The organism is Janthinobacterium sp. ROICE36, from assembly GCF_002869965.1.
Classification (GTDB): Bacteria; Pseudomonadota; Gammaproteobacteria; order Burkholderiales; family Burkholderiaceae_D; genus Janthinobacterium.
This window is the reverse complement of the sequence record NZ_PEBS01000076.1, coordinates 1-25777: the sequence shown is the minus strand read 5'-3', so window position 1 is coordinate 25777 and position 25777 is coordinate 1. Positions and strand designations below refer to the sequence as shown.

Sequence of the window (25777 nt, the reverse complement as noted above, 5' to 3'; positions counted from 1 at the left end):
ATTTACTGAAAAACGAAAAGACAACCAAGGCCGGCATCGCTACCAAACGCTTAAAAGCTGGCTGGAATGCCGACTATCTCGCCAAGGTCTTGGGCTTGCCGACCTGATGCTTCATGCAATCGCCCTGTCTTTATTACAAATCGATACAAGGATGGCCCCACCCTGCGTATAGAATAGTTGCCACTATTTCCTTACAGCAACATCAGGGTGACTATGCGCATACTTTTCGGCTCCGTAGCCTCGTTGGCTCTCTGCTTTAGCGTATCGGCTTTCGCCGCCGAACCATTCGACGACAAGTTCCGCCAGCTCGAAGAAGTGCTGCCCACCCCGAATACCTACCGCACCGCCTCCGGCGCGCCGGGCCACGCCTACTGGCAGCAGCGCGCCGACTACACCATCCGCGCCACCCTGGACGAAGCCAAACGCGAGATCGCCGGCAGCGGCAGCATCACTTACCATAACCAGTCGCCCGACACCCTCGGCTACCTGTGGGTGCAACTGGAGCAGAACATCTACAAGCCCGATTCCGACGCGCGCCGCATGACCACGGCGCCCTCGCGCCAGGCGTGGGCCAGGACGGCGGGCGACGAGACGATGAAATTCGAAGGCTTGCGCGGCATGCTGGCGCGCGGCGACTTCCAGGGCGGCTTCAATATCCGCGCCCTGAAGGGCGCCAATGGCCAGCCCCTGAAATACGTTATCAACCGCACCATGATGCGCATCGACCTGCCGCAGCCTTTGAAACCGGGCCAGGACTTTGTCTTCCAGATCGACTGGGATTACCGCATCAATGAACAGAAGGTGCTGGGCGGGCGCGCCGGCTATGAAGTCTTCGACGACAAGAACGCCCTGTTCGAATTGGCGCAGTGGTTCCCCCGCATGGCGGCCTATTACGACGCGGCCGGCTGGCAGCACAAGCAGTTCCTCGGCTCAGGCGAATTCACGCTGGAATTTGGCGACTACGACGTGCAGCTCACCGTCCCCGCCGACCATATCGTCGCCGCCACTGGCGAACTGAGAAATCCCCAGGACGTGCTGTCTTCCGCGCAGCGCGAGCGCCTGGAAAAGGCCCGCGGCAGCGACAAACCCGTCATCATCGTCACGCAAAAAGAAGCCGAAGCGGCCGAGAAAACGGTAAGCCGCGCGCAAAAGACCTGGCACTTCAAGGCATCCAACGTGCGCGACTTCGCCTGGGCATCGAGCCGCAAGTTCATCTGGGATGCGCAGGGCTACAAGAAGGGCGGCAGCGATGTGATGGCCATGTCCTACTATCCGAAAGAGGGCAATCCGCTGTGGGAAAAATACAGCACGCAAGCCATCGTGCACACGATTGAGCAGTACAACAAATACAGCATAGCCTACCCGTACCCGACGGCCATCTCCGTCAACGGCCCCGTGGGCGGCATGGAGTATCCGATGATCTCCTTCAACGGCCCGCGCCCCGTCAAGGACAAAAAGACGGGCGAACTGAGCTACTCCAAGCGCACCAAATATGGGCTGATCGGCGTCATCATCCACGAGGTGGGCCACAACTACTATCCGATGATCATCAACTCGGACGAGCGCCAATGGACGTGGATGGACGAGGGCTTGAACACCTTCGTGCAATACCTGGCGCAGCAGGCGTGGGAAGAGAACTATCCGGCCTCGCGCGGCGAGCCGCGCGAGATCGTCGACCACATGCGTAGCCGCGATCAGGTGCCCATCATGACCAACTCCGAATCCTTGCTGCAGTTCGGCAACAACGCCTATGCCAAGCCGGCGGCGGGCCTGAACATCCTGCGCGAGACCATCCTCGGGCGCGAGCTGTTCGACTACGCCTTCAAGGAATATGCGCAGCGCTGGAAGTTCAAACGCCCCACGCCCGCCGACTTTTTCCGCACCATGGAAGACGCCTCCGGCACGGACCTGGACTGGTTCTGGCGCGGCTGGTTTTATACCACCGACCCGGTCGACATCAGCATTGACGGCATCAGCGAATATGGCCTGAGTTCCAAAAATCCGGAAACGGAAAAAGCCTGGAAAAAGGCGCAGAAGGATGCCCAGCCGGAATCGGTGACGAGCCGCGCCAACAAGGGCATGCCGCGCCGCGTCGACGCGCATCCGGAGCTGAAGGACTTCTACAACCAGCACGACGATTTCACGGTGACCAACAAGGACCGCAACGCCTATGCCGAGGCGCTGGCCACTCTGGAACCGTGGGAAAAAGACTTGCTGAAACAGGGCAAGCACCTGTACCTGGTCGACCTGTCGAACGTGGGCGGCATGGTCATGCCGCTGATACTCGAAATCGAACTGAAAAGCGGCAAGAAGTACGTCGAGCGTGTGCCGGCCGAAGTGTGGCGCTACTCGCCGAAGAGAATCACCAAAGTCGTCATCACCGATGAACCGATGGTGGGCCTGGTGCAGGACCCGTACTGGGAAACGGCCGATATCGACACCAGCAACAATAGCTGGCCGCGAAAAATCACGCCATCGCGCCTGGAACTGTTCAAGAGCGAAAAATCGCCCAAGGATAACCTGATGCGCGATTTTAATACGCCCTTGAAAGGCAAGAGCGGCGGCTCGGCCAAGGACGACGAGGCGTGAAGCGCTGGCGCACGTTCGCTGCAAGCGTGCTGGCTTGCGCCAGCATGGCCGCTGACGCCCACAATTTCCATATGGGTATCGCCGACATCAGCTATAACGCGGCCAGCGGCAGCACCGAAGTGGTGCATACCTATACGGGCCATGACGTCGAGGCGCTGCTGACGCAACTGTACCAGCGCCAGTTCGACCTGGGCCAGGAAGACAGCGAAGCGGCCCTGCGCCGCTATATCGAAAAACAGTTTTATCTCATGGCGCCGGACGGCAAGCGATTGCGCCTGAACTGGGTCGGCATGAAGGTCAATGCCGACAACGTGGTGATCTTCCAGGAGATCGAGCACACGCGCCTGGCACCCGCCACGCGCATCCACAACCAATTGCTGATCGATTTCCTGCCCAGCCAGCGCAATACCCTCAACGTGCAGGACAGCGGCGCCATCCAGACACTGTTTTTCGACCGCCTGAACACGGAACTGCCGATCCGGTAAGCCCCGCCACATCCATACAACCATGACGCCACGCTCTCTTCCGCTCCTACTCGCCATCCTGTTTTCACCCGCCGCCGCCCACGCCGACGACATCTTCCAGCGCGTGCTGGTCGACGGTTCGCGCATGAACCAGCTGGGCGTGGCCGATTCGGCCAACGCGGGCAGCGTCACGCAACAGCAGCTCGCGGCGCGCACCAGCTACCGGCCCGGCGAATTGCTCGAAGCCGTGCCGGGGCTGATCGTCAGCCAGCATAGCGGCGAGGGCAAGGCCAACCAGTTCTACCTGCGCGGCTTCAATCTCGATCACGGCACGGACTTGCGCACGACCGTTGACGAAATGCCCGTCAACCAGCGCAGCCATGGCCACGGACAGGGCTGGACGGACCTGAACTTCCTGATCCCCGAACTGGCCATGCGCCTCGATTACAAAAAGGGCCCGTATTCGGCGGCGCAAGGCGATTTTTCCTCGGCCGGCGCGGCATCCGTCGTCTATGCGAACCGCCTGATGCAGGGCATCGCCAGCGTGGGCATCGGACAAAAGGGCTTTCGCCGCGCCCTGCTGGCCGATACACTCGATGCGGGCAACGGCAGTCTGCTGTACGCGCTCGAAGCGCAGCATAACGATGGGCCGTTCACGCAGCCGGACCGCTACCACAAGCTCAATGGCGTGCTGCGCTACAGCGAAGGCTATGCCAACAACGGTTTCAACGTCACGGCCATGGCGTGCGACGCCAGCTGGCATGCCACCGACCAGATTCCGCTGCGCGCCGTGCAGGATGGCACGCTGGGCCGCTTCGACGCCATCGATGCCAGCGACGGCGGCAAGGCGCAGCGCTACAGCCTGTCCGGCGCCTGGCGCCAGACGACGGACGACATATCGTCCAAGGTCAGCGCATATGTGATCGCCAACCGCCTGGCCTTGTTCTCGAATTTCACGTATGCGATGGACGACCCCGACAACGGCGACCAGTTCGCCCAGCCCGACCGGCGCATGACAGCCGGCCTCGATGCCAGCCATACCTGGCACCGCCATACGGACAGCGGCAGCAGCGACACCACCATGGGCCTGCAGCTACAGAACGACAATATCCACAATGGCCTGTACAACACGCGCCAGCGCCAGATCGTATCTAGCACGCGGCAAGACCATATCGTCGAAACCAGCATCGGCGTATATGGCGAAAACAGCACCCGCTGGTCGCGCTGGCTGCGTAGCGTGGCCGGCCTGCGCGCGGACGCCTACCGCTTCGACGTGCGCAGCGACCGCGCCGCCAATTCAGGCCAGGCCAGCGACCATTTGTTCAGCCCCAGCCTGAGCGTGATCGCCGGCCCATGGCGCGAGATGGAAGCGTATGTCAACATAGGCAATGGTTTTCACAGCAACGACGCGCGCGGCACGACGATCACGGTGGACCCGAAGACGGGCGAGGCGGCCAACAAGGTCACGCCCCTGGTGCGCTCGCGCGCCCTGGAACTGGGCTTGCGCAGCACCGCCATGGCCGGCCTGCAAACGTCGCTGTCGCTGTACCGCCTGGACTTCGATTCCGAACTGCTGTTCATCGGCGACGCGGGTGCCACCGAGGCGGGCCGCCCCAGCCGGCGCTACGGCATCGAGTTTTCCAGCTATTACAAGGCTGCCAGCTGGCTGTCGCTGGACCTGGACCTGGCGTATGCGCGGGCGCGCTCGCGCGGCAGCGACCCGGCAGGCGACTTCATCCCCGGCGCCATCGAAGGCGTGGCCCAAGTGGCCATGACGCTGACGCCACGCGGGCCATGGTCGGGCTCTTTGCGCCTGCGCTACTTCGGCCCGCGCCCTCTGATTGAAGACAATAGCGTGCGCTCGTCGGCCAGCGTGGGCTTGAACGGGCGCATCGCCTACCAGATCGACAAGAACTTGCGCGTGGAAGTCGAAGGCTACAACCTGGCCAACCGGCGCGACTCGGCCATCGATTACTACTATGCCTCGCGCCTGCCCGGCGAGGCGCAGCCGGTCGACGATATCCACTTCCATCCGGTGGAGTCGCGCTCGCTGCGCCTGACCTTGGTAAAGAATTTTTAAGTAAACAAGAATAATTCTTATCACACTGCACAAGAACCGCTGCGAAGTCGTAGAATGCCAGGCTGGATAAACTGATACAGGCCGCATTGCGGCCCGCACCGCCATGAGCACTTCCGCACCGATCTTTACCGACCCGTCCCACGTCAAGGACGCCTTGCGCGATGAAGGCTATGCCGTCTTGCGCCCGCAGGACGTGGCGGCGCTGGCCGGCTGCCCGCTAGCCGCGCTGCGCGCGCTCGAACCCAGCTGGAACGCGCTGGCGCTGGACAATTACCTGAAAGATGGCGGCCGCTATCGCCGCCGGCGCCACTCCTGCTTCGTGCAGGATGGCGCGCGCCTGACGCAGACGGCGCACCGCCCGCACTGGCAACCGGTCGAATACAACGCCCTGCACGGCGGCATGCACCGCCTGTTCGAGCCGGTCGAGCCGGCCATCGTCGCGCAGCCAGCCTGGCAACAGCTGATCCGCGCGCTGGGCGACGCCTGCTCGCAGGTCAAGGGCAGCCAGCCGTGGTTCATCGAGGCGCACCAGTTCCGCATCGATACGACCGATGGCATCGGCCGCCCTACGCCGGAAGGCGCGCACCGCGACGGCGTCGATTTCGTCGCCGTGCTGCTGATCGGACGCGAACAGATCAAGGGCGGCGAGACACGCATCTTCGAAGCCAATGGTCCCAACGGCAAGCGCTTTACCCTGAGCGAGCCGTGGTCGCTGCTGCTGCTCGACGATGCGGCGGTGGTCCACGAATCGACGCCGATCCAGCCCATCGGCGAACATGGGCACCGCGATACGCTCGTGCTGACGTATCGCGCGGGCCAGTTCCAGGGCGAGAATTAAGCGTTGGCCACAGCATTCCTTGTGGCCAAAATAGTTACTTATACGTTACTTTTGCAGACCTAAATCCGATATAGTCACAAGATGTCGATATTGCGCGCTTACCGCGCCCAGCATCACCACACTGAAATCCTAGGAGAGGTCTGTGGACTCCAACAACCAAATCAAGCCTGACGAAATCGAGATCCTGATCGTCGAGGACAGCCCGACCCAGGCGGAGCGCTTGCGTCGCCTGATCCAGTCGCTGCACTACAATGCGCGCGTGGCGGCGAATGGCCAACTGGCCCTGGCCGCCATCCGCGAGCGCAAGCCGCACCTGGTGCTGTCCGATATCGTCATGCCTGAAATGAATGGCTACGACCTGTGCCGCGCCATCAAGTCCGATCCGACCCTGCGCGACATCCCCGTGATCCTCGTCACCTCGCTCAACGATCCGAAGGACATCATCCGCGGCATCGAGTGCGGCGCCGATAATTTCATCCGCAAGCCCTACGCGGAAGACTATCTGCTCAACCGCATCAGCCACATGCTGATGAACCAGAAGCTGCGCAAGAACCAGAATGTGGAAATCGGCATCGCCCTGTACCTGGGCGACCAGAAGCACTTCATCAATGCGGAGCGCCAGCAAATCCTCGATTTGCTCATTTCCACCTATGAACAGGCAGTGCAGGTCAACGGCGAACTGCAGGCGCGCGAACGCCAGGTGATCGAACTGAACATGCGCCTGGCGCACCATGCGGCCGAACTGGAAACCATCAACCGCGAAATCGCCCTGAAAAACCTGGAACTGGCCGAAGCGAGCCGCATGAAGTCTGCCTTCATCGCCAATATGTCGCACGAACTGCGCACGCCCCTGAACGCCATTATCGGATTCACGGGCGCGCTGCTGATGAAACTGCCCGGCCCCCTGACTTCCGACCAGGACAAGCAACTCAATACCATCCGCGCCAGCGCGCGCCATTTGCTCTCACTGATCAACGACATCCTCGACGTAGCCAAGATCGAGGCAGGCAAGCTGACACTGTCGATCGAACCCGTGCACTGTCAGGAGCTGATGGCCGAAGTGGCCGACACCTTGCGCCCCCTGGCCCAGCAAAAAGGCCTGGCCTTGGAAATGGCACTGGGAGAAGCAGGCCGCCCGCCCGCCATCATCGACACGGACCGCCGCGCGCTGACGCAAATCCTCATCAACCTGCTCAACAACGCCATCAAGTTCACGGAACAGGGCACGGTGCGCATCAGCCTGTCCCAGCGCGAGGAAGACGGCGTGCTGGTGACGGAAATGAGCATCGCCGACAGCGGCGCCGGCATCAAGGAAGAAGACCAGGCCAAGCTGTTCCAGGCCTTTTCGCAGCTCGATTCCACCTCCACGCGCCACGTGGAAGGCGCGGGACTGGGCCTGTACCTGTGCCAGAATCTGGCCAACGCCATCGGCTGCGCCCTGTTCTTCAATAGCGACTACGGCTCGGGCAGCACCTTTACGCTGGCCCTGCGCAGCAAGGCCTGAGCTTCTGTGCGCCGCAACATAAATTTTGATTTTTTGCTATCAAACAGAGAACGATACAGTAGTTCTACGGTATTGCACCGCACCATTTTCAGCGCTATAGTAGAACTGTCTCCTCCAATTCGTTCTCCGAACATTGGATTCAGCCCGCGATTACAACCGCGGGTTTTTTTTTGCCTGCGTTTTTCATTTTCTTCATCATTCCTTAACTAAATCAATCGATTTAGTTATATCAATCGTTTGAGATATATGCTTAAATCTCCGGCATGATTGAAAAATACACTAGCCCAACATCCCATGCCGACGACGGGCGCAAGCCCCGTTCCGATGGCGAACAGTCGCGCGAGCGGCTGCTGCATAGCGCCATCCGCCTGTTTGCCGAACAGGGTTACGCCAAGACTTCCACGCGCGAACTGGCGCAGGCGGCCGGCACCAACGCGGCCGCCATCAGCTACTATTTTGGCGACAAAGCGGGCCTGTACCGCGCCGCCTTTACGCAGCAATCGTCAGATCCGCAAGACAATATCGCCCTGTACGAGCAGCCCCATTTCACCCTGCGCCAAAGTCTGGAAGGCTTTTATGCGCAATTGCTCGCCCCCATGCAGCAGGGCGAGATCGCGCGCGACTGCATGCGCCTGTGGTGCCGTGAAATGCTCGAACCGACAGGCCTATGGGCACGCGAGATCGACCAGAACATCCGTCCCGAACACGAGGCGCTGACGCGCGTGCTGGCACGCCATCTGGGTGCGCCCGACAACAGCGACGACATGCACCGCCTGGCGTTTTCCATCGCTTCGCTGGCCCTGCAGCACATGGTGGGCGCCGAGGTGCTGCAAACCCTGCGTCCGCAACTGCTGGAAACGCCGCATGCCATCGACACCTGGCTGGGGCGCATGACCGACTACGCGCTGGCCATGGCCGACGTGGAGCGCCTGCGCCTGACTGTTCCGCCCTCTCCCCCTACCGCTCAATGACAAGCAGAAGGACCAGCATGACGACTATTCTATGCACCGTTCAACGCGTCCTGGCCGCCAGCATCGTGCTGGCACTGGGCGGTTGCGCCCTGCAAGGGCCACCCGCAGCGGTGGCACCCAGCGCACCCGCGCAGTGGCAGGCACCGCTGCCGCATAACGGCAAGCTGACGGACCTGGCCAGCTGGTGGCAGGGCCAGGGCGACAGCCTGCTGGTGGAATTGATCACCGACGCGCAACAGGTCAGCCCGACCATCGCCGCCGCCAGTACGCGCATCGTGCAGGCGCGCGCGGACAGGGTCGCCAGCGGCGCCGCGCTGGCGCCTACCCTCGACGCGACAGGCAGCGTGGTGCGCACCAGCCAACAGTCGGCGCAGCCGGGCGGCACCACCTCGCAGGGGGCCCTGCAAGCATCGTGGGAAATCGATGTGTTCGGGGCCAAGCGCGCCACGCGCGATGCGGCACAGGAGCGCTACGACAGCGCCCGCGCCGGCTGGCATGAAGCCCGCGTTTCGGTTGCCGCCGAAGTGGCGAATCAGTACTACGCCTTGCGCACCTGCCAGCAATTGCAGGCAGTGTCCGAACAGGATGCCATCTCGCGCCGCGATTCGGCACGCCTGACGGAACTGAGCGCCGGCGCCGGCTTCCAGCCGCCCGCCAACGCCGCCCTGGCCCGTGCCAGCGCAGCCGAAGGCGCCAGCCGCGCCATCGAACAGCGCGCCGCCTGCGATGTGAATGTCAAGGCGCTGGTGGCTCTGTCGGCCATGCCGGAAACGTCGCTGCGCCAGAAGCTGGCGGCCAGCCCTTTTGTTGCGCCCTCGCCCGTGGCGATTGCGGAACTGCCGGCGCAAACCCTGGGCCAGCGTCCCGACATCTACAGCGCCGAACGCGAAGTGGCGGCGGCAAGTTTCGAAGTGCGCGGCGCGCAGGCGCAACGCTATCCCCGTCTGAGCCTGGCCGGCTCCATCGGCAAGGGCAATATTCGCAGCGGCGGCGACAGCATCACGGCCAGCACCTGGAGCATCGGCCCGCTGGCCGTCAGCCTGCCCATCTTCGATGGCGGCACTCGCCGCGCCCAGATCGATGCGGCCACGGCACGCTATGACGAAGCGGTGGTGAAATATCGCGCCGGTGTGCGCCAGGCGGTGCGCGAAGTGGAAGAAGCCTTGGTCAACCTGGCCAGCACGGACGAGCGCAGCGGCCATGCAAAAACGGCCTTGGAAGGCTACCGCGTGTCGTTTGTCGCCACCGAAGACCGCTACAAGAATGGACTGGCCAGCCTGATCGAACTGGAAGACGCGCGCCGCACGCGCCTGGCCGCCGAAAACACCGTGGTCAACCTGGAGCGCGAACGCAGCGCCGCCTGGGTGGCGCTGTACCGCGCCGCCGGCGGCGGCTGGAACAGCAGCAGCCCCAATGCCCTCGCCAACAACGCCCCCTGACGGATACGACAACATGAAAAAAATAACCTTGAAACCCATGGTACTCGCCCTTGCCGCACTTTGCGTGATGCTGGGCGCAGGCGTGGCCCTCTACCCTTCGGCTTCCACTGCGGCCAACGATGCCAAAGACAAGAACGCGGCGCAAAAACCGGCCCTGACCGTCACCACGGCCAAGCCGCAAACGGCCAGCCTTCCCATCAAGCTGAAGGCCAACGGCAACGTAGCCGCCTGGCAGGAAGCCGTCATCGGCAGCGAATCGAATGGCTTGCGCCTCACCGAGGTACGCGTCAACGTCGGCGACGTCGTGCGCGCCGGCCAGGTGCTGGCCGTGTTCTCGAACGACACGGTGAAGGCCGACGTGGCGCAGGCGAAAGCGGCGGTGCTGGAAGCGGAAGCGAATGCGCTTGAGGCGGCAGCCAACGCGCAGCGCGCCCGCTCCCTGCAAAGCACGGGCGCCATCAGTGCGCAGCAGATCAGCCAGTACTTGACGGCAGAACAGACGGCCAATGCGCGCATCGCGTCCGCCAAGGCGCAGCTGGCGTCGCAGCAGCTGCGCCTGAAATACACGCAGGTGGTGGCGCCCGACAGCGGCATCATCTCCTCGCGCTCGGCCACCGTCGGCTCCGTCGTGGGCACCGGCACGGAACTGTTCCGCATGATCCGCCAGGGCCGCCTCGAATGGCGCGCCGAAGTGACAGCCACCGAGCTGCTGAATTTGAAACCAGGCACATTGGCGCAGGTGAAGGCGGCCAACGGCAGCGTTTTGACGGGCAAGGTGCGCATGATCGCCCCCACGGTCGACCCGCAGACGCGTTACGCCCTCGTGTACGTGGATCTGCCGGCCAGCACCGGCAACAACGCGCCGTTCAAGGCCGGCATGTACGCCAGCGGCGAATTTGAACTGGGCACGTCGGGCGCACTGACGGTGCCGCAGCAGGCCATTGCCGTGCGCGATGGCTTCAGCTACGTCTTCCGCCTGAATGCCGACCAGCGGGTCAGCCAGATCAAGGTGCAGGCCGGACGGCGCCTGAGCGACCGCATCGAGATCATAAAAGGCATCACGGCCGACACCACCATCGTCGTCAGCGGCGCGGGCTTCCTCAATGACGGCGACCTGGTGCGGAATGTTGCAACCCCGGTCGCGCCAAAAAAATAGGCAGCGAACATGAATTTTTCCTCCCTCTCGATCAAGAACCCGATCCCGGCCATCATGCTGTTCGCGCTGCTGACCTTGGCCGGCCTGCTGGCCTACAAGGCCAATCCGGTGCAGGATTTCCCCGACATCGAACTGCCCATCGTCACCGTCAGCGCGGTGCTGCCCGGCGCCGCGCCGGCCCAGCTGGAAACGGAAGTGGCGCGCAAGATCGAAGACTCCGTCGCCACCCTGCAAGGCGTGAAAAACATCTACACCAAGGTGCTCGATGGCGTCGTTACGGTGACCGTTGAATTCATCCTGGAAAAGCAGATTGCCGAAGCCGTCAACGATGTGCGCGACGCCGTCGCCCGCGTGAAAGCCGATATGCCGGCCGAGCTGCGCGACCCCACCGTCACCAAGGCGTCCACCGCCGGGCGCGTGGTGCTGACCTTTATCGCCACGGCGAAAGGGGGAGTGGACAACCCGCTCGACGCGCCCGACCTGTCCTGGTTCGTCGACAACACGGTAGCCAAGCGCCTGCTGACAGTGCCCGGCGTGGGCGCCGTCAACCGCGTGGGCGGCGTCTACCGCGAGATCCAGGTGGAACTCGACGAAGCACGCATGGCCGCATTGAAGGTCTCTGCACTCGACGTATCGCGCCAGCTGCGCCTGGTGCAGCGCGAAGCGCCTGGTGGCCGGGGCGACATCAGCGGCGCCGAGCAGTCGGTGCGCACCATCGCCACTGTCAAGACGGCCGATGAATTGTCGCGCGTGGAAGTGCCGCTGCCAGACGGCCGCCATGTGCGACTGGACCAGGTAGGCACCGTGCGCGACACCATCGCCGAACCGCGCGCGCTGGCCGAGCAGGATGGCAAGACCGTGGTCGCCTTTGAAGTGTTCCGCACCAAGGGCGCCAGCGAGGTGGCCGTCGCCAAGGGCGCGCGCGCCGCCATCGCCGACCTGCAGAAGGAAAATCCCAACGTGGTGCTGCAGCAGTCGATCGACAATGCCTTCCCCGTCGAGGAAAACTTTGTGGGCTCGATGGAGTTGCTGTACGAAGGTGCGCTGCTGGCCGTGCTGGTCGTGTGGTGGTTCCTGCGCGACTGGCGCGCCACTCTGGTGGCCGCGGCCGCCCTGCCCCTGTCGGTGATGCCGGCTTTCCTCGGCATCTACTGGTTCGGCTACACGCTCAATACCGTCACACTGCTGTCGCTGGCTCTGGTCGTCGGCGTGCTGGTCGACGACGCCATCGTGGAAATCGAAAACATCGAGCGCCATCTGCGCATGGGCAAGTCCCCCATGCAAGCGGCCATGGAAGCGGCCGACGAAATCGGCATGGCGGTGATCGCCACGACTTTCGCGCTGGTGGCCGTGTTCCTGCCGACGGCCTTCATGAGCGGCATTCCCGGCCTGTTCTTCAAGCAGTTCGGCTGGACGGCCGTACTGGCCGTGCTGGCGTCCCTGGTGGTGGCGCGCCTGCTCACGCCGATGATGGCAGCCTATATATTGAAACCGCTGCCGCACAAGGAAGAGCAGGATGGCTGGCTGATGACGCGCTACCTGAACGTGATGCGCTGGTGCCTGAACCACTGCGGCATCACGGCCATCGCTGCGGCCCTGTTCTTTATCGGCGCCATCGCGCTCGTGCCGCTGCTGCCGACGGGTTTCGTGCCGGCCGCCGACCGCGCGCAGACGCAGATCAACCTGGAACTGCCGCCCGGCTCCACCCTGGACGAAACGCAAGCCGTGGCAGCCATGGCGCGCGATGCAGCCATGCAAACGCCGGGCATCAAGGGCGTCTTCAGTTCGATTGGCGGGGGTTCCAGCGGCGACGCCTTCGCCCCCGGCGCAGCGGCCGAGGCGCGCCGCGCCGTGCTGACCCTGACCACCGTGCACCGCACGGAGCGCAAGGAGTCGATGGCGGGCCTGGAAACGCAGCTGCGCCAGAAGCTCGATACGATACCCGGCGCCCGCTTCACGGTGGGGCCGCCCGACACGGGCGTCAAGATGCAGCTGGTGCTGCGTTCGGAAGACCCGGTGGCTTTGACGACGGCGGCGCAAAAGGTCGAGCGCGAACTGCGCGGCCTGAAAGGCATCGGCAACGTCAATTCCAGCGCTTCGCTGGTACGCCCGGAAATCATCGTGCGTCCCGATTTTGCCAAGGCGGCAGACCTGGGCGTGACGGCGGCAGCCATCGGCGAGACGGTGCGTGTCGCCACGGCCGGCGACTACGACACGGACCTGACGAAGATGAACCTGCCTGAGCGGCAAGTGCCGATCCGCGTCAAGCTGCCCAACAGCGTGCGCGCCGACCTGGCCGCCATCGAACGCCTGACGGTGCCCGGCAAGAATGGCCCCGTGCGCCTGGCGACTGTGGCCAGCGTAACGATGGAAAGCGGCCCGGCGCAGATCGACCGCTTGAACCGCAGCCGCAACGTGACGCTCGCCGTGGAACTCGGTTCGCGCACGCTCGGGGAATTGAACGAGGAGGCGCACGCGCTGCCATCGATGAAGAATTTGCCGCCGTCCGTGAAGATCGCCGAACTGGGCGACGCGCAGGAAATGGCTTCGCTGTTTGCCAGCTTCGGCCTGGCCATGCTGATCGGCGTACTGTGCATCTACTGCGTGCTGGTACTGCTGTTCAAGGACTTCATGCAGCCGGTGACCATCCTGGCGGCGCTGCCGCTGTCGATCGGCGGCGCCTTCGTGGCGCTCCTGATCACGGGTAGCGCCCTGTCGATGCCGTCGATGATCGGCCTGATCATGCTGATGGGGATCGTCACCAAGAACTCCATCCTGCTGGTCGACTATGCGATCCTGGCGCGCCAGGCCGGCATGAACCGCTTCGATGCGCTGGTTGACGCCTGTCATAAGCGCAGCCGGCCCATCCTGATGACGACGATTGCCATGGGCGCCGGCATGATGCCGCTGGCGCTGGGCTGGGGCGCCGATCCCAGCTTCCGTTCGCCGATGGCCATCACCGTCATCGGCGGCCTGATCACCTCGACTTTATTGAGCCTGCTGGTGGTGCCTGCCGTGTTCACCTACATCGACGACCTGGAGCACCTGCTCAAGCGCGGCATGGCGAAACTGCGCCGTCAGAAAGCGCCAGCGCGGCGCGATGACAAGGTGGCGCTGGAAAAATAAGCGCCGCCATTGTTTGCCAAATCGCCCCCTGCGGGCAAGGAAGCGAAGGACCGGCCGGCAGGCCGCGCTCCCTCGCTTCCATCTATCTGGCATACTGCGCCCATTCTCCATGAACGCAATCTGCCCTGCCTATGAATTACCGCACTCCACTCGTCCTGCTAATGGTATCCGCGCTGCTCGGCGCCTGTTCGGACAAGACCGCCCCCGCCAGCGCCGACATGGCAGCTGATGTGGTAGCCGATGTCCCCGCCGCCGATACCGCATCGGCCGAGCACGTGCCGCCGCCGGCCGCCACCGCGCCCAAGACGGAAGAGATGAACACGCCGCAGGCGCGCAAGCGCGAGGCGGGCATGATGCGTGCCGTCTTTGGCAAGGACTACCGCGGCGACAGCGACGATGCGCTGGCCGACCTGCCCGATCCGGACAACCATGTCGACAAACTCAGTTATGTAGTCAGTGCCGTCAGCCACAGGCTGCTGCCCGATGGCCGCGCCATCCTGGTGGCGAACGCGGAAACGGCCAACACGGAAGGCACGGCAGAATCGGCGCACGCCTCGTCGGGGCTGTTGAACGTGTTTTTCCTGGTGCCCAAGGGTCAGCCGGAAGACGGCCAGTGGCAAGTCGTGAAACGGCTGGAAAACATCGCCGCCCTGGGTTCGTCAGGGCAACTGGGCGAAGTCCACTGGGTCATGCTGGGTGCGAACAAGCCGGGGCTGGCTATCCGTCACGGCTATACGGGTCAGGGTTACACCATCACGCAACTGGCCCTGTTTGAAATCGGCGACGGCAAGGTGACCGCGCTCGATGGCGGTATCGACCTGTACTCGGACAATATGGGCGCCTGCACGCCAGACATGGACGAATGCTGGATGGTCGACGGCAAGTGGCGCTTCGCCCCCGCGCGCAACGGCGGCGCCTACGACGACTTGCTGCTCGACTTCACGGGCGCGTCCGAAAAGATCAAGCCCGGCGTCACGGTCAAACCGGACGAAGACCCACCGCGCATCGCCAAACCCTTGAACGGCCGCGCGCGCTATGGATTCGATGGCAAAGGTTACAAATTAGTCGAAGGCAAGAATACGGTGCCGGGCGTCTGAGCGCGACACCGTCATGCCGCTACCTGCGCGCCGCCTCCAGGCGCGCCAGCAGCGGCGCATACATAGCCCGCGTATGGCTGCTCCAGCGGGCCATGGCACTGTCGATATCGGCGCACAGGCGCTCGGCCAGCAGCTTGTCGCCCTGCTGCAGCGCCCAGATCGCATACTCGGCGCGGCACTCGAAGCTGTTGTAGCGCGTCAGCGCATCGTCGAATTCCGCCTTCGCTTCCGGCTGGCGCCCGCTTTGCGCCAGCGCGCGCGCCGTCAGCAGGGACACCATCTCGGGACGGAAATGGATGTCGTTGCGGCGTATGAATTCCAGGTGCGTCAAGGCCTCGGCGCCGCGCGCGCATTCCAGGTAGGCGCGCGCCGCGCCCAGGCGAATTTCCAGGTCCGATGAAAACGCACCCTGCAAGCAGGCTTCATACCTCGATGCCGCTTCCTGCGCATCGCCCGCTTCGAGCAGCGCACTGGCCAGGCGCATCTGGTTCTGCGCCGTCGGCGTGTACTCGAAGGCGGCCTTCGCCTCGCGCAATTCGCGGTTCGGATCAAGCACCTGCACGGCCACCGAAGCGACCTTGCGCGCACCTTGCGGCAGGCGCGAGTTGGGCAGGTAGATGGCGAAGAAATACACCACGCTGCCCAGCAGCGGAAACATGAATAAAATGAGCAGCCAGTACAGCTGCTGCCCGTTGCGCACCACGTGAATCGCAAAAAATACCGCGATCAGTATGTGGATGCCTATGCCAAAAATCGTCATGCTGCGACCTCGTTCGTTCGTAATGGAAGCGGCTGGCACCATGCCGCCGCCTTTCCAGGCCAGATATTACACCGGTCGGTGGCACAGGCTGCGCCGGACACGCAGGCGCTATTGTTCACCAGCCGACCAGCCGCCGCCCATGACCCGGTACAGATCGACCGAGGCAACGAGAATGCGTGTCTTCAGCTGCAGCAAGCCCACGTCGGCGCTGTACAGGGTACGCTGGGCGTCGAGTTCTTCCAGGTACGATGCATAGCCATTGCGATAGCGGTTATGCGCGATGCGCAGGGTGTCAGCTGCGGTGGCGCGGCGCGCATCGTTTTCCACGGCTTGCTGCTTGAGCCGGTAGATGGCGCCCAGGCTGTTCTCCGTCTCCGCGAAGACATTGCGCACCACGTTTTCATAGGTGTACGCGAGCTGGTCACGCTGCGCGCCGGCAGTATCCGTCTGCGCCTGCACGCGGCCGCCATCGAACAGGGGACCGGCCGCCAGCGCCGTCAGGCGCCACAGGGCTGTCGGCGCATGCAGGAAATCGGTGAGCGTCGTGGCTTGTCCGCCACCCACGGCCGTCAGCTTGAACGAGGGCAGCAGCTGGTCGCGCGTGGCTGCCAGGCTGGCATTGGCGGCCGCCAGATTGTGTTCCGCGCGCGCGATGTCGGGCCGCCGGCGCAGCAATTCGGACGGCAGGCCGGCAGGCACGCCAGGCGCCACCAGCTCGGCCAGCGGCAAGCCGCGCGCGATGGGGCCGGGATTGCCGCCGACGAGGATCGCCAGCGCATTTTCCTGCTCGAATATCTGCCGCTGCAGCTGCGGCACCTGCTCGGCCGCCGCATGGTATTCCGATTGCGCCTGCAGCCATTCCAGGCGCGAGCTGTAGCCTACCTCGAACTGCTTGCGCGCCAGCTCGCGCGACTGTTCGCGCAGCTGCAGGGTCGATTGCGTCAGCGCCAGCTGCGCATCGAGTCCCCGCAGGTTCAAATAGGCCGTGGCCACGCTGGCGGCGATCGACAGCGCAGCCGCATCGAGGCTGGCCTGTTCGGCGCGGTAACTCTCGCCGGCCGCATCGCTCAGACTGGCCAGCCGGCCCCACACATCGATTTCATAACTGGCCTGCAGTTCCGCCTGGAAGACATTCGTCACATACGGCACGCCGTTATAGGCCGGCGTGCGCGTGCGCGTGGGCGAGCCGTCAAAAGCCAGGTTCGGCGCGCGGTTGGCATCGGCCTGCGCCAGACGTGCGCGGTATTCCTGCACACGGGCGCGCGCCACACGCAAGTCGCCATTGCGCGCCAGCGCCTCGCCCACCAAATCACTTAAAACGGGATCGCCGAACGCCTGCCACCACAGCTGTTCCACCTGTGTGCCATGCGCGGACGCTGCGTCGCCCTCGCCTTGCGCGCGCCAGCCGGACGGCAGTTGCAGGGCCGATGCGGGCTGCGGTGGCGCGTTGGCGGCGCAGCCCGCCAGCGCCAGCACGCCGGCCATCAGCCATACACCGTGCTTCATGGTTTGACTTTCGCGGTCGCCTTTTTCGGTGCAGGCGGTGGCGCGGGATTGTCCGCCGAGTCGTTCAATACGGCGGACGTGTCGACGCTGACCACCACCGACATGCCCGGCACGAGCCGGCGCGCATTCGCCTGCCCCGCATCGATGCGGATGCGCACGGGAATGCGCTGGGCGATCTTCAGGTAATTACCCGTCGCGTTATCGGCCGGCAGCACGGAAAATTCAGAGCCCGTGGCCGGCGAGATGCGCTCCACCTGGCCCGTCAGCACGGCGCCGTCGAGCGCGTCGACGTGGAAGGTGGCGCTCTGCCCTTCCTGCACGCCGTTCATCTGCGTTTCCTTGAAATTGGCGATGACCCACATCTGGCGCGGCACCAGCGCCATCAGCTGCGCACCGGAGTTCACATACGCACCCTGGCGCACCGCCACTTGGCCCAGCTGGCCATCGGACGGCGCCACGATGCGGGTGTTATCGAGGTCGATCTTCGCCGCCTTGACGGCCGCCTGCGCGTTCGCCACGGCCGCCGCCAAAGCCTGCTTGTTGACCACCACGGAATGCACGCTTTGCTGGGCAATGTCGAGATTGGCCCGCGCCTGCGCCAGCGCGGCCGCCATCTGCGCCTGCGTGGCGCGCGACTGGTCGTGTTCGCGCTGCGACAGCGAACCGTCGGTCACCAGTTGCTCCACGCGATTCAGGTCGGCGCTGGCCTTGCGCGCCTGCGCTTGCGCATTGGCCAGGGCGGCCTCGCTGACGGAAATCCCCGCCTGCGCGCTGGCCTTCTGCTGCGCCCAGTTCGACAGTGCCGCCTGCTGCTGCGCCAGTTGCGCCTGCGCCTGCTCGTAGCGCTGCTGGTAGATACGGTCGTCGATGCGCACCAGCAGCTGCCCTTCCTTCACATCCATGAAATCCTGCACCGTCACTTCCATCACATAGCCGGACAGCTGCGTGCCGATGATGGTCACCTGGCCGCGCACGGTGGCGTTTTCCGTCGTCACGACAGGGCTGGTGAACGGCGGCAATCGCCACGCATACAGCACGATCAGCACGCCCGCCAGGGCCACCGCGGCAAAGACCAGCGCGGACAGCCACTGGTGGCGCCGGTCCGGCTGCGGCGGGGTGGTGCTGGCTGCCGGCGCTGGTGCAGGCGGCGACGCAGGTGCAGGTGCCGGTACTGGCGGCGTGGTGTTATTTTCTGTCATTGCTCGGTTCCGAATTGGTAATGGGGACGATGGCCATGGCCGTCTGCGCATCGCGCACGGGGCCAACCAGGCGAGACGCGCCGGAGGTGATGCGGGTCCAGGACTGGCTCACCAGCATCCAGATCAAGGTGGTGATGGCGACGCCGGCGATCAGCAAAAAGACGTCGTTGTAGGCCAGGACATTGGCTTCGCGCGTGGCGATGGCGCCCAGGCGCGCCACGCCCTGGGCGCTGCGCAAGGTAGGGTCCATCAGCACGCCGCCGTAGCTTGCAGCACCCGACTGCACGCGCGCGGCCACCTGCGGGTCGAGCATGCTCAGGTGCTCGACCAGGTAGCTGGAATGGTATTTTTCGCGCGCCGTCTGGATGGTGCCGACGATGGCCGCCCCGAGCAAGCCGCCCAGGTTCTGCGTCATGGTAAACATCACGGAAAAACTTACCAGGTTGCGCGGTTCGGCGATCACGGCGCCCATGCCAGCCACCATGGTGGGGCCGAGGAAATAGGTGCCGCCAAAGGCCAGCAGGAACTGGCTCAGGTACATATTGACGGGGCGCGTCTGGCTGGTGGCGTGCGCGTCGATGAGCGCCCCGGCGGCAATCAGCAGCAGCGCGAACATCAGCGAACGGTTCAGCGTTGCCGGATTGATCGTCAGCGCGCTGACCACCAGGCCCGCCACGCTGCCCAGGAGCACCACGATGAACAGGTTCTGCATCTGGTCCGTGTTCAAACCCAGCGCCTGCAGGAAGCCGACGGCCCCCGTCGATTCGGACAGCACGATGCGAAACAGCAGCACGGATAAAAACAGCTTGGCGATCTTGCCCGTAGTGAGCCAGCGCGTATTGAGCAAGGGACGCGCGCGGTTATGCTCGATGGCCAGCGCGGCGGCGATCAGCACGATGGCGCACGCCAGGCACACACCCACCCACTCCGCTTCCATCCACCACGCCGTGCGCCCCTGCGCCAGCACGGCGCACAGCAGGGCCACGCCGGGCGCGAACAGGATAAAGGTGAGGAAATCGAGCGGCTCGAACGTCTGCAAGCGGTCGCCGGGCGGCAGTTTCAGGGCCAGCACGCAACCCAACGCCAGCAGGGCCAGTCCCAGTTCGAACAGGTACAGGCCATGCCATTCGCCGATCTGCAGCAGTTCCGAAGTAAAGATGCGCGCCAGCGGCAAGGCCAGTTGGGCAAAGCCCAGGCCAAACACCACGCCCTTCAGGCGGTGCCGCGCGGGAAATGCCTGCAAGGTGTAGTACAGCCCCAGCACGCCCAAGGCTCCACCCACCATCCCATGCGCGGCGCGCACGGCGATCGCCGAGGGCAAGGTATTGGCATACAAGTGGGCGAACGTCACCAGCGCATACAGCACCAGGAACGCTTCCGTGAACAGGCGCAGGCCGAATTGCTGGCGGAACTTCACCAGCAGCAGATTCATGGACACGATGGTCATCACGTAGGCGGCCGGCAGCCACTGCATCTGGTAAGCATATGCGCCCAACGAACCTTGCAGGTTCAGCAAATTGGCCGTCACCAGGCCATTGCCGAAGCCGCCCGTCAGCGCGACGAGCAGACCGACGATGAAATACGCGACACGCTTGGGCGTCGAATGTTCGGGCATCGAGGGCGACCCGGGCAAGGTCGGGCGTTCGCCCGGCCCCCAGGTGCGAGGTGTGTACTTGTCCATGCAGTAATCGCGATCCGGTTTGCTGAAGCCGTTCTTTGCTGCTGTTATAGAAATAGTTGCAAATGAACAGTTCTAGTCAGCAGCATATCACCGCAGGACGTTTTTATTGTTTACATTGCTGCAGGGCGTTGCGCATGCAGCGCAAACAGGATAGGCAACGGAGCCGGCCGGTACGGACCCGTTGCTGATACAGCCGCTCACACCCTCGGCGGGTCCGTTTCGCGCGCGAACGCCCGGTGCGCCGCCAGCGCCTCCTTGAAGGCGGCCACGGCTTTCACCACGTCGCCGGACGGCGCGACGATAACGGCAGGATCCGGCGTGCCATCGGGCAGGGCCGCCGGCACGCCTGCCTTCTCCAAAAAGCCTTTGCCCGCGCCGATAGCCAGCATCGGCTTGCAGTGGCGGTATTGCAGGCGCAGGAAGTCGAGCGCGTTGGCGTCGTCGCCCAACTGCTGCACGGCGCCCTGGCCGTCGGCAAGCACGACGGCGTCAAACAGCACGGAAGGTCCCGCTTCGAGCGAGATTTCCACGTCGAGCGGCGCACCGCCGCTGGTGTCGACCCGGCCAAGCTGGCTGCCCACCAGGCGCGGCACGGCGCCGCCGGCCAGCAGCGCGGCATAGATGTTGCGCACCTGCGCGCCATCGCTGCCCGGCCCCACCAGGATGGCCACGCGCAGCGTATGGATGCCCGTCTTGCCTGGGCGGAAAAAGAGCGACAGCGCTGGCGACGGCGCATATGCGGGCAGCGGCTGCAGGGAGGCGCGCGGCATGACGGGCGGTAACGCCAGGCCCAAGGCATCGGCCAGGCGCTGCGCCAGGGTGTCGTCGACATTGCGCAGCATGGCGACGATGCGCTGACGGATCACCACCGTCTGCACCTTGCTCAGCTCAAAGCGGAAGGCGTGCACGATATGGTCTTGTTCGACCGGCGTCTGGCTGATCCAGAACATTCGCGCCTGGCCATAGTGCTCGGCGAATTTCTCGGGCTTGCCGCGCACCTTGTCGCCTTCGGCGGCTGCGGGAAAACTGTTGAAACCCCTGGCGCCAGCCTGGAACGGGCAACCGCCCGCCAGCGAATTGGGTTCATACGCCACCCGGCCACGGTTGATGGCCTGGCGATGGATGCCGTCGCGCTGGTTGTTGTGCAGCGGCGCCAGCGGAGCATTGATGGGGATTTCATGGAAGTTTGCGCCACCCAGACGCGTGATCTGCGTGTCGACGTACGAATGAATGCGGCCCTGCAGCAGCGGGTCGTTGGAAAAATCGATGCCGGGCACGATGTGTGCCGTGCAAAAGGCCACCTGCTCCGTCTCGGCAAAAAAATTGTCCGGGTTGCGGTTCAAGACCATTTTACCGACGGGGACAAGCGGCACCAGCTCTTCGGGAATCAGCTTGGTCGGATCGAGCACGTCGAAGGGAAACGCTTCGGCCTGCGCTTCCGTGAAGACCTGGAAGGCCAGCTCGTATTCGGGATACTCGCCGCACTCGATGGCTTCCCACAGGTCGCGCCGGTGGAAATCGGAATCGGCGCCGCTGATCTTGACGGCTTCGTCCCACACGAGGGAATGCGTGCCAGCCATCGGCGACCAGTGGAATTTACAGAAAACGGGCTGTCCCTTGGCATTCACGAGACGGAAAGTGTGCACGCCGAAGCCCTGCATCATGCGGTAGCTGCGCGGAATGGCGCGGTCGGACATGGCCCACATCAGCATGTGCGTGATTTCCGGCGACAGCGAGGCGAAATCCCAGAAAGTGTCGTGCGCGCTGGCTGCCTGCGGCATGCCATTGTGCGGCTCGGGCTTGACGGCGTGCACCAGGTCGGGAAATTTCATCGCATCCTGGATGAAGAAGACGGGGATGTTATTGCCCACCAAATCCCAGTTGCCTTCATCCGTATAAAACTTCACGGCGAAGCCGCGCACATCGCGCGCCGTATCGGTCGAACCGCGTTCGCCGGCCACGGTGGAAAAACGCACGAAGACGGGCGTGCGCTTGCCCGCCTTGGCGAACAGCGCCGCGCGCGTATGCTTGCTTTGCTCCTTGTAGCATTCGAAGTAACCATGGGCGGCCGAACCGCGCGCATGCACGACGCGCTCTGGGATGCGCTCGTGGTCGAAGTGCGTGAGCTTTTCACGCAGAATAAAATCTTCCATCAGGGTGTGACCGCGTAAGCCCGCCTTCAGCGAATTCTGGTTGTCGCCCACGGGCACACCCTGGTTCGTCGTCAGCACGCAGCCACTGTCATCGGACCTGGCGCGGTCCAGCGAGGCATTCGCGGCACTCTCGCCAAGCGCGGGCTGGCCATCGCCCGTCTTCGGTGACGCTGTCGTTTCACCCGTGGTGCTGGCCGTGGCCAGCGCTTCGCCCGCTGCCACATGCACGCCTTCGGCCGGTGTGCGCGCCGCCTCGCCATATTGACCATCCTCCTTGGGATTGACGGCCATGGCCGCGGCCAACTGCTGGCCGGCGGCCGTCTTTTGCAGCAGCGCGCGGGTCACATCATTGTCCGCCCCCAAGCTGTGCGGCGCCTTGCTGTCGGATGGGCCGGACATGCTGCTCAAGACGGAACCCGCACCGTCCGTGGACGGCGTTTTCTTGTTACTAGCCATGACGTCTCCTGTGAGTAGTTTGCCCCGGGAAGTGACGCTACAACTCCCTCATTCAGCGCACGAACAGGGCAATCAAAATAATGATGGGAATAGGTATGCTGATCAAGCACAACAAAACGGAGCGGAGCGGATCATCACTCTCCTTTACTGCTTGCTACTACCCTGTGCGCGTGGGCGCTGGCCCGCCCCGCCATGACGGCGAAGGGAACAGCGCCCACGACAACTATCTTGCCGGATTGCGTGAAATTTATTTACGCGAACCCAGCAGTTTGGACAAGCCATAACCGGCCGCTGCCGCAATCAGCAGCGACATGGCCGGGCGCTCGCGCACATAACCACGTCCCGTCTCGCCGGCGCGCTGACAGGCGGCGCCAAACTGCTTGCCGCGCGCCATCAGCGTTTCGGAGGCTTTGCTGACGCTGTCGCTCACTTGCTCAATGCGCTCGCCCACCTGGTCCACACCGTCGTGGGCGCGCGTGGCCACCTTGTCGGCCAGGGGCTGGGCCTGGCTAGCCACCTTGTCGATGGTGCGGTGCAAGTCCTGGCGCGTATCCTGGGTGGTGCCGTTCATATCGGAGCTGGTTTTTTCAATCGCGTTCATGGTGGTTTCCTTTAACAGTGAATAATTTCAACCATGCTCGATGCCGTGACCGAATCATGATTCTCCTCGCTTCCGGGAAAAAGAAGCGGCTAAACGCTGCCGGGCTGAGCCATATCAACTACAGGATCAGCAGCAAGCTGTTGGCACTACCTTAACCGCAGCTGCCCTGCGCCACCGTGCGCTGCCACACCTTGTGACCCAGACTTAAATGCCTGCCGGAAAGAACAAGCCCCGCCGGGCTGGTGGGGCGGGCAAGGCGTTTTCCTCCTGCAATTGCAGCAATTGCAAGAGCGGCGCTGGCGCAAGGTGGCGGAGATCCCGCCAGCGCAGCCTGGCGGCGACAAAGCTGCAGACGAAAAAAAAACCACCGTTTGAGCGGTGGTTTTTTTCTACTGCGAATACTTGGTGCCGTTGGCCGGAATCGAACTGGCGACCTTCACATTACGAATGTGAAAAATAAGCAATTCATCACCGTTGATTTGCATTCACAAAATACCATTATTCTTTAAAAATCAAATACTTAAAAATTTTTCACATCTTTCCACATAGATACAAGTTGATTCATATATACTGAATTTTCCTACACCATCCCTACACAGAAAGAGCGACGCGATGAAATGGGACAACTTTACTAAGCCCTTGGTGGACAAGCTCATATGTGCGCCGGGCAAGAAGCAAAGCATCCATTGGGACGGCAAACAGCCGGGGCTTGGGCTGCGCGTTACCACCAGTGGCACGAAGGCTTATATTTTCGAGACAAGTCTAAACGGTAACACTCTGCGCATTACCATCGGCGACCCGGAAACATGGACAGTGAAGAAGGCGCAGGACAAAGCCGCTGAATACAAAACACAAACAGACCAAGGCATTGACCCGCGCCTGGTAAAGGCCGAGCTGCTAGCCGACCAAGCAGCCAAGCGTGAAGCCAGCCGTCACACCGCCGCGCCAGCGATGGACGCATGGCACACCTATCTGAAAGCGCGCGCACCACGGTGGAGCGCACGTAGCCTACTGGAACATCAACGGCTGACGGACGCCGGAGGCAAGGCCAAAACACGAGGCCGCAAAAAAGGCGAAGGCGACACGACATTATCAGGAGTTTTGCGCCCATTGCTGGCGCTGCCTCTCAAACAGATTGACGCAGACCGTGTGAGGGAATGGCTACAGGACGAAGTGCGCCGCCCGACTGTCGCCATGAGCGCCTTTGTCCGCTTACGCGCCTTCCTGAACTGGTGCGCTACCCGCCCCGAATACAAGGGTCAGACACATGCCGACGCCTGTGCCACACGCACGGCACGGGACGAACTACCAAAGCCATCGGTGAAAGAAGACTGCTTGCAGCGGGAACAGTTGCCGCTGTGGTTCGACGCCGTGCGCAAACTATCCAATCCCATCATCAGTGCTTATCTGCAATCGCTGCTGATCACCGGCGCGCGCCGCGAGGAACTGGCCGGGCTACAATGGGACGACGTGGATTTTCAATGGGGCGCACTATCCATACGCGACAAGGTGGAAGGAAGCCGCACGATACCGCTGTCGCCTTACGTGGCGCACCTGCTGGCCGCCCTGCCACGCCGCAATCAATGGGTTTTCAGTAGTCTGACCGCCGAAAGTGGCCGCATCCAAGAGCCGCGCACGGCACATAACAAGGCGCTCGACATTGCCGCCCTGCCGCACCTGACAATTCACGGCTTGCGCCGGTCCTTTGGCACGTTGTCCGAGTGGGTAGAGTGCCCGGCTGGTGTGGTGGCACAAATCATGGGCCACAAGCCGAGTGCCATCGCTGAAAAGCATTACATACGTCGCTCGCTGGACCTGCTGCGCATGTGGCACGTTAAAATTGAAGGGTGGATACTGGAGCAAGCCAGAATTAACTTTGCACCAGTCGAGCCTGGTTTGAGGGTGGTAGCAGCCCCCGCAAGCTGATTTTTATTCATCAGGTGGCCAGTTCGAAACCGGTAATCGCACCAGAATAATCAAGCACTTAGCCCAAGCCTTCGGATTGGGCTAAGTGCTTTCCGAATGCCATGTGGGTATTTCGGTCCATCGTGCCCACCGATTCCGGTCCATTGTGCCCAGCCATTCCGGTCCATCGCGCCCACCCATTCCGGTCTATCGTGCCCAGTTTGAGGGCCAGACCGGAATCACTGGTCACGA

The 25777-nt window shown here is 63.3% G+C and carries 17 protein-coding genes; 11 read left to right on the top strand and 6 right to left on the bottom strand.

All coding sequences use genetic code 11. The features are described from left to right. Window positions 1-213 precede the first annotated feature (213 nt). The 10 genes from CSZ94_RS22935 (at window position 214) to CSZ94_RS22890 (ending at window position 15264) form a co-directional block, all read left to right on the top strand. Window positions 214-2589, top strand: a complete 2376-nt coding sequence (locus CSZ94_RS22935) for a M1 family metallopeptidase (RefSeq protein ID WP_102123638.1) — start codon at window positions 214-216, stop codon at window positions 2587-2589. Then, on the top strand, window positions 2586-3074 hold the full coding sequence (locus tag CSZ94_RS22930; protein ID WP_102123637.1) for a DUF6702 family protein: 489 nt from the start codon (window positions 2586-2588) through the stop codon (window positions 3072-3074). The genes CSZ94_RS22935 and CSZ94_RS22930 overlap by 4 nt, the downstream gene beginning before the upstream one ends. Window positions 3075-3096: 22 nt before the next feature. Further along, window positions 3097-5133 carry a TonB-dependent receptor gene (locus CSZ94_RS22925; RefSeq protein WP_102123636.1) on the top strand — a complete coding sequence of 679 codons (2037 nt, stop codon included), beginning with the start codon at window positions 3097-3099 and terminating at the stop codon, window positions 5131-5133. 103 nt (window positions 5134-5236) lie between these two features. Further along, window positions 5237-5971, top strand: coding sequence for a 2OG-Fe dioxygenase family protein (locus CSZ94_RS22920; RefSeq protein WP_102123635.1), 735 nt, complete (start codon window positions 5237-5239; stop codon window positions 5969-5971). A 142-nt stretch (window positions 5972-6113) separates the two neighbouring features. Next, window positions 6114-7475, top strand: a complete 1362-nt coding sequence (locus tag CSZ94_RS22915) for a hybrid sensor histidine kinase/response regulator (RefSeq protein WP_102123634.1) — start codon at window positions 6114-6116, stop codon at window positions 7473-7475. A gap of 263 nt (window positions 7476-7738) precedes the next feature. After that, the gene (locus tag CSZ94_RS22910; protein ID WP_102123633.1) at window positions 7739-8446 is read left to right on the top strand and encodes a CerR family C-terminal domain-containing protein; all 708 of its coding nucleotides are present in this window, start codon (window positions 7739-7741) and stop codon (window positions 8444-8446) included. 17 nt (window positions 8447-8463) lie between these two features. Then, window positions 8464-9885 carry an efflux transporter outer membrane subunit gene (locus tag CSZ94_RS22905; RefSeq protein ID WP_258001154.1) on the top strand — a complete coding sequence of 474 codons (1422 nt, stop codon included), beginning with the start codon at window positions 8464-8466 and terminating at the stop codon, window positions 9883-9885. A 13-nt stretch (window positions 9886-9898) separates the two neighbouring features. Next, window positions 9899-11041 (top strand): efflux RND transporter periplasmic adaptor subunit, encoded by a 1143-nt coding sequence (locus CSZ94_RS22900; RefSeq protein ID WP_102123632.1) that lies wholly within the window; start codon window positions 9899-9901, stop codon window positions 11039-11041. Between the two features lie 9 nt (window positions 11042-11050). Then, a complete protein-coding gene (locus CSZ94_RS22895) occupies window positions 11051-14167 on the top strand; it encodes an efflux RND transporter permease subunit (RefSeq protein ID WP_102123631.1) in 3117 nt (1038 codons plus the stop codon). Between the two features lie 131 nt (window positions 14168-14298). Next, window positions 14299-15264 (top strand): hypothetical protein, encoded by a 966-nt coding sequence (locus tag CSZ94_RS22890; RefSeq protein ID WP_146009881.1) that lies wholly within the window; start codon window positions 14299-14301, stop codon window positions 15262-15264. Between the two features lie 19 nt (window positions 15265-15283). Here the strand turns inward: CSZ94_RS22890 and CSZ94_RS22885 are convergent, their stop codons facing one another. The 6 genes from CSZ94_RS22885 to CSZ94_RS22860 form a co-directional block, all read right to left on the bottom strand. Then, entirely contained in the window at window positions 15284-16024 is a 741-nt protein-coding gene (locus CSZ94_RS22885; RefSeq protein ID WP_180977589.1) for a tetratricopeptide repeat protein, read from the bottom strand. 108 nt (window positions 16025-16132) lie between these two features. Beyond that, window positions 16133-17530 carry an efflux transporter outer membrane subunit gene (locus tag CSZ94_RS22880; RefSeq protein ID WP_102123628.1) on the bottom strand — a complete coding sequence of 466 codons (1398 nt, stop codon included), beginning with the start codon at window positions 17528-17530 and terminating at the stop codon, window positions 16133-16135. Continuing rightward, the gene (locus CSZ94_RS22875) at window positions 17527-18729 is read right to left on the bottom strand and encodes an HlyD family secretion protein (RefSeq protein WP_258001153.1); all 1203 of its coding nucleotides are present in this window, start codon (window positions 18727-18729) and stop codon (window positions 17527-17529) included. Before CSZ94_RS22875 ends, CSZ94_RS22880 begins: the two co-directional genes overlap by 4 nt. Beyond that, entirely contained in the window at window positions 18716-20410 is a 1695-nt protein-coding gene (locus CSZ94_RS22870) for an MFS transporter (protein ID WP_180977588.1), read from the bottom strand. Before CSZ94_RS22870 ends, CSZ94_RS22875 begins: the two co-directional genes overlap by 14 nt. 197 nt (window positions 20411-20607) lie before the next feature. Next, window positions 20608-23019 carry a catalase gene (locus CSZ94_RS22865; RefSeq protein ID WP_102123626.1) on the bottom strand — a complete coding sequence of 804 codons (2412 nt, stop codon included), beginning with the start codon at window positions 23017-23019 and terminating at the stop codon, window positions 20608-20610. A 247-nt stretch (window positions 23020-23266) separates the two neighbouring features. Beyond that, on the bottom strand, window positions 23267-23620 hold the full coding sequence (locus CSZ94_RS22860) for a DUF883 family protein (protein WP_102123625.1): 354 nt from the start codon (window positions 23618-23620) through the stop codon (window positions 23267-23269). Between the two features lie 612 nt (window positions 23621-24232). On the opposite strand from CSZ94_RS22860, the gene CSZ94_RS22855 reads away from it, so the two are divergent. Next, the gene (locus CSZ94_RS22855) at window positions 24233-25546 is read left to right on the top strand and encodes a tyrosine-type recombinase/integrase (protein WP_102123624.1); all 1314 of its coding nucleotides are present in this window, start codon (window positions 24233-24235) and stop codon (window positions 25544-25546) included. The last annotated feature ends 231 nt before the right edge of the window (window positions 25547-25777 follow it).

Bases quoted from the DNA above. Each gene is read 5' to 3' on its own strand.
- CSZ94_RS22925 (WP_102123636.1), top strand. From the start codon at position 3,097: ATGACGCCACGCTCTCTTCCGCTCCTACTCGCCATCCTGTTTTCACCC.
- CSZ94_RS22860 (WP_102123625.1), bottom strand. From the start codon at position 23,620: ATGAACGCGATTGAAAAAACCAGCTCCGATATGAACGGCACCACCCAG.
- CSZ94_RS22935 (WP_102123638.1), top strand. From the start codon at position 214: ATGCGCATACTTTTCGGCTCCGTAGCCTCGTTGGCTCTCTGCTTTAGC.
- CSZ94_RS22865 (WP_102123626.1), bottom strand. From the start codon at position 23,019: ATGGCTAGTAACAAGAAAACGCCGTCCACGGACGGTGCGGGTTCCGTC.
- CSZ94_RS22900 (WP_102123632.1), top strand. From the start codon at position 9,899: ATGAAAAAAATAACCTTGAAACCCATGGTACTCGCCCTTGCCGCACTT.
- CSZ94_RS22885 (WP_180977589.1), bottom strand. From the start codon at position 16,024: ATGACGATTTTTGGCATAGGCATCCACATACTGATCGCGGTATTTTTT.
- CSZ94_RS22905 (WP_258001154.1), top strand. From the start codon at position 8,464: ATGACGACTATTCTATGCACCGTTCAACGCGTCCTGGCCGCCAGCATC.
- CSZ94_RS22855 (WP_102123624.1), top strand. From the start codon at position 24,233: ATGAAATGGGACAACTTTACTAAGCCCTTGGTGGACAAGCTCATATGT.
- CSZ94_RS22875 (WP_258001153.1), bottom strand. From the start codon at position 18,729: ATGACAGAAAATAACACCACGCCGCCAGTACCGGCACCTGCACCTGCG.
- CSZ94_RS22880 (WP_102123628.1), bottom strand. From the start codon at position 17,530: ATGAAGCACGGTGTATGGCTGATGGCCGGCGTGCTGGCGCTGGCGGGC.
- CSZ94_RS22890 (WP_146009881.1), top strand. From the start codon at position 14,299: ATGAATTACCGCACTCCACTCGTCCTGCTAATGGTATCCGCGCTGCTC.
- CSZ94_RS22920 (WP_102123635.1), top strand. From the start codon at position 5,237: ATGAGCACTTCCGCACCGATCTTTACCGACCCGTCCCACGTCAAGGAC.
- CSZ94_RS22870 (WP_180977588.1), bottom strand. From the start codon at position 20,410: ATGGACAAGTACACACCTCGCACCTGGGGGCCGGGCGAACGCCCGACC.
- CSZ94_RS22910 (WP_102123633.1), top strand. From the start codon at position 7,739: ATGATTGAAAAATACACTAGCCCAACATCCCATGCCGACGACGGGCGC.
- CSZ94_RS22895 (WP_102123631.1), top strand. From the start codon at position 11,051: ATGAATTTTTCCTCCCTCTCGATCAAGAACCCGATCCCGGCCATCATG.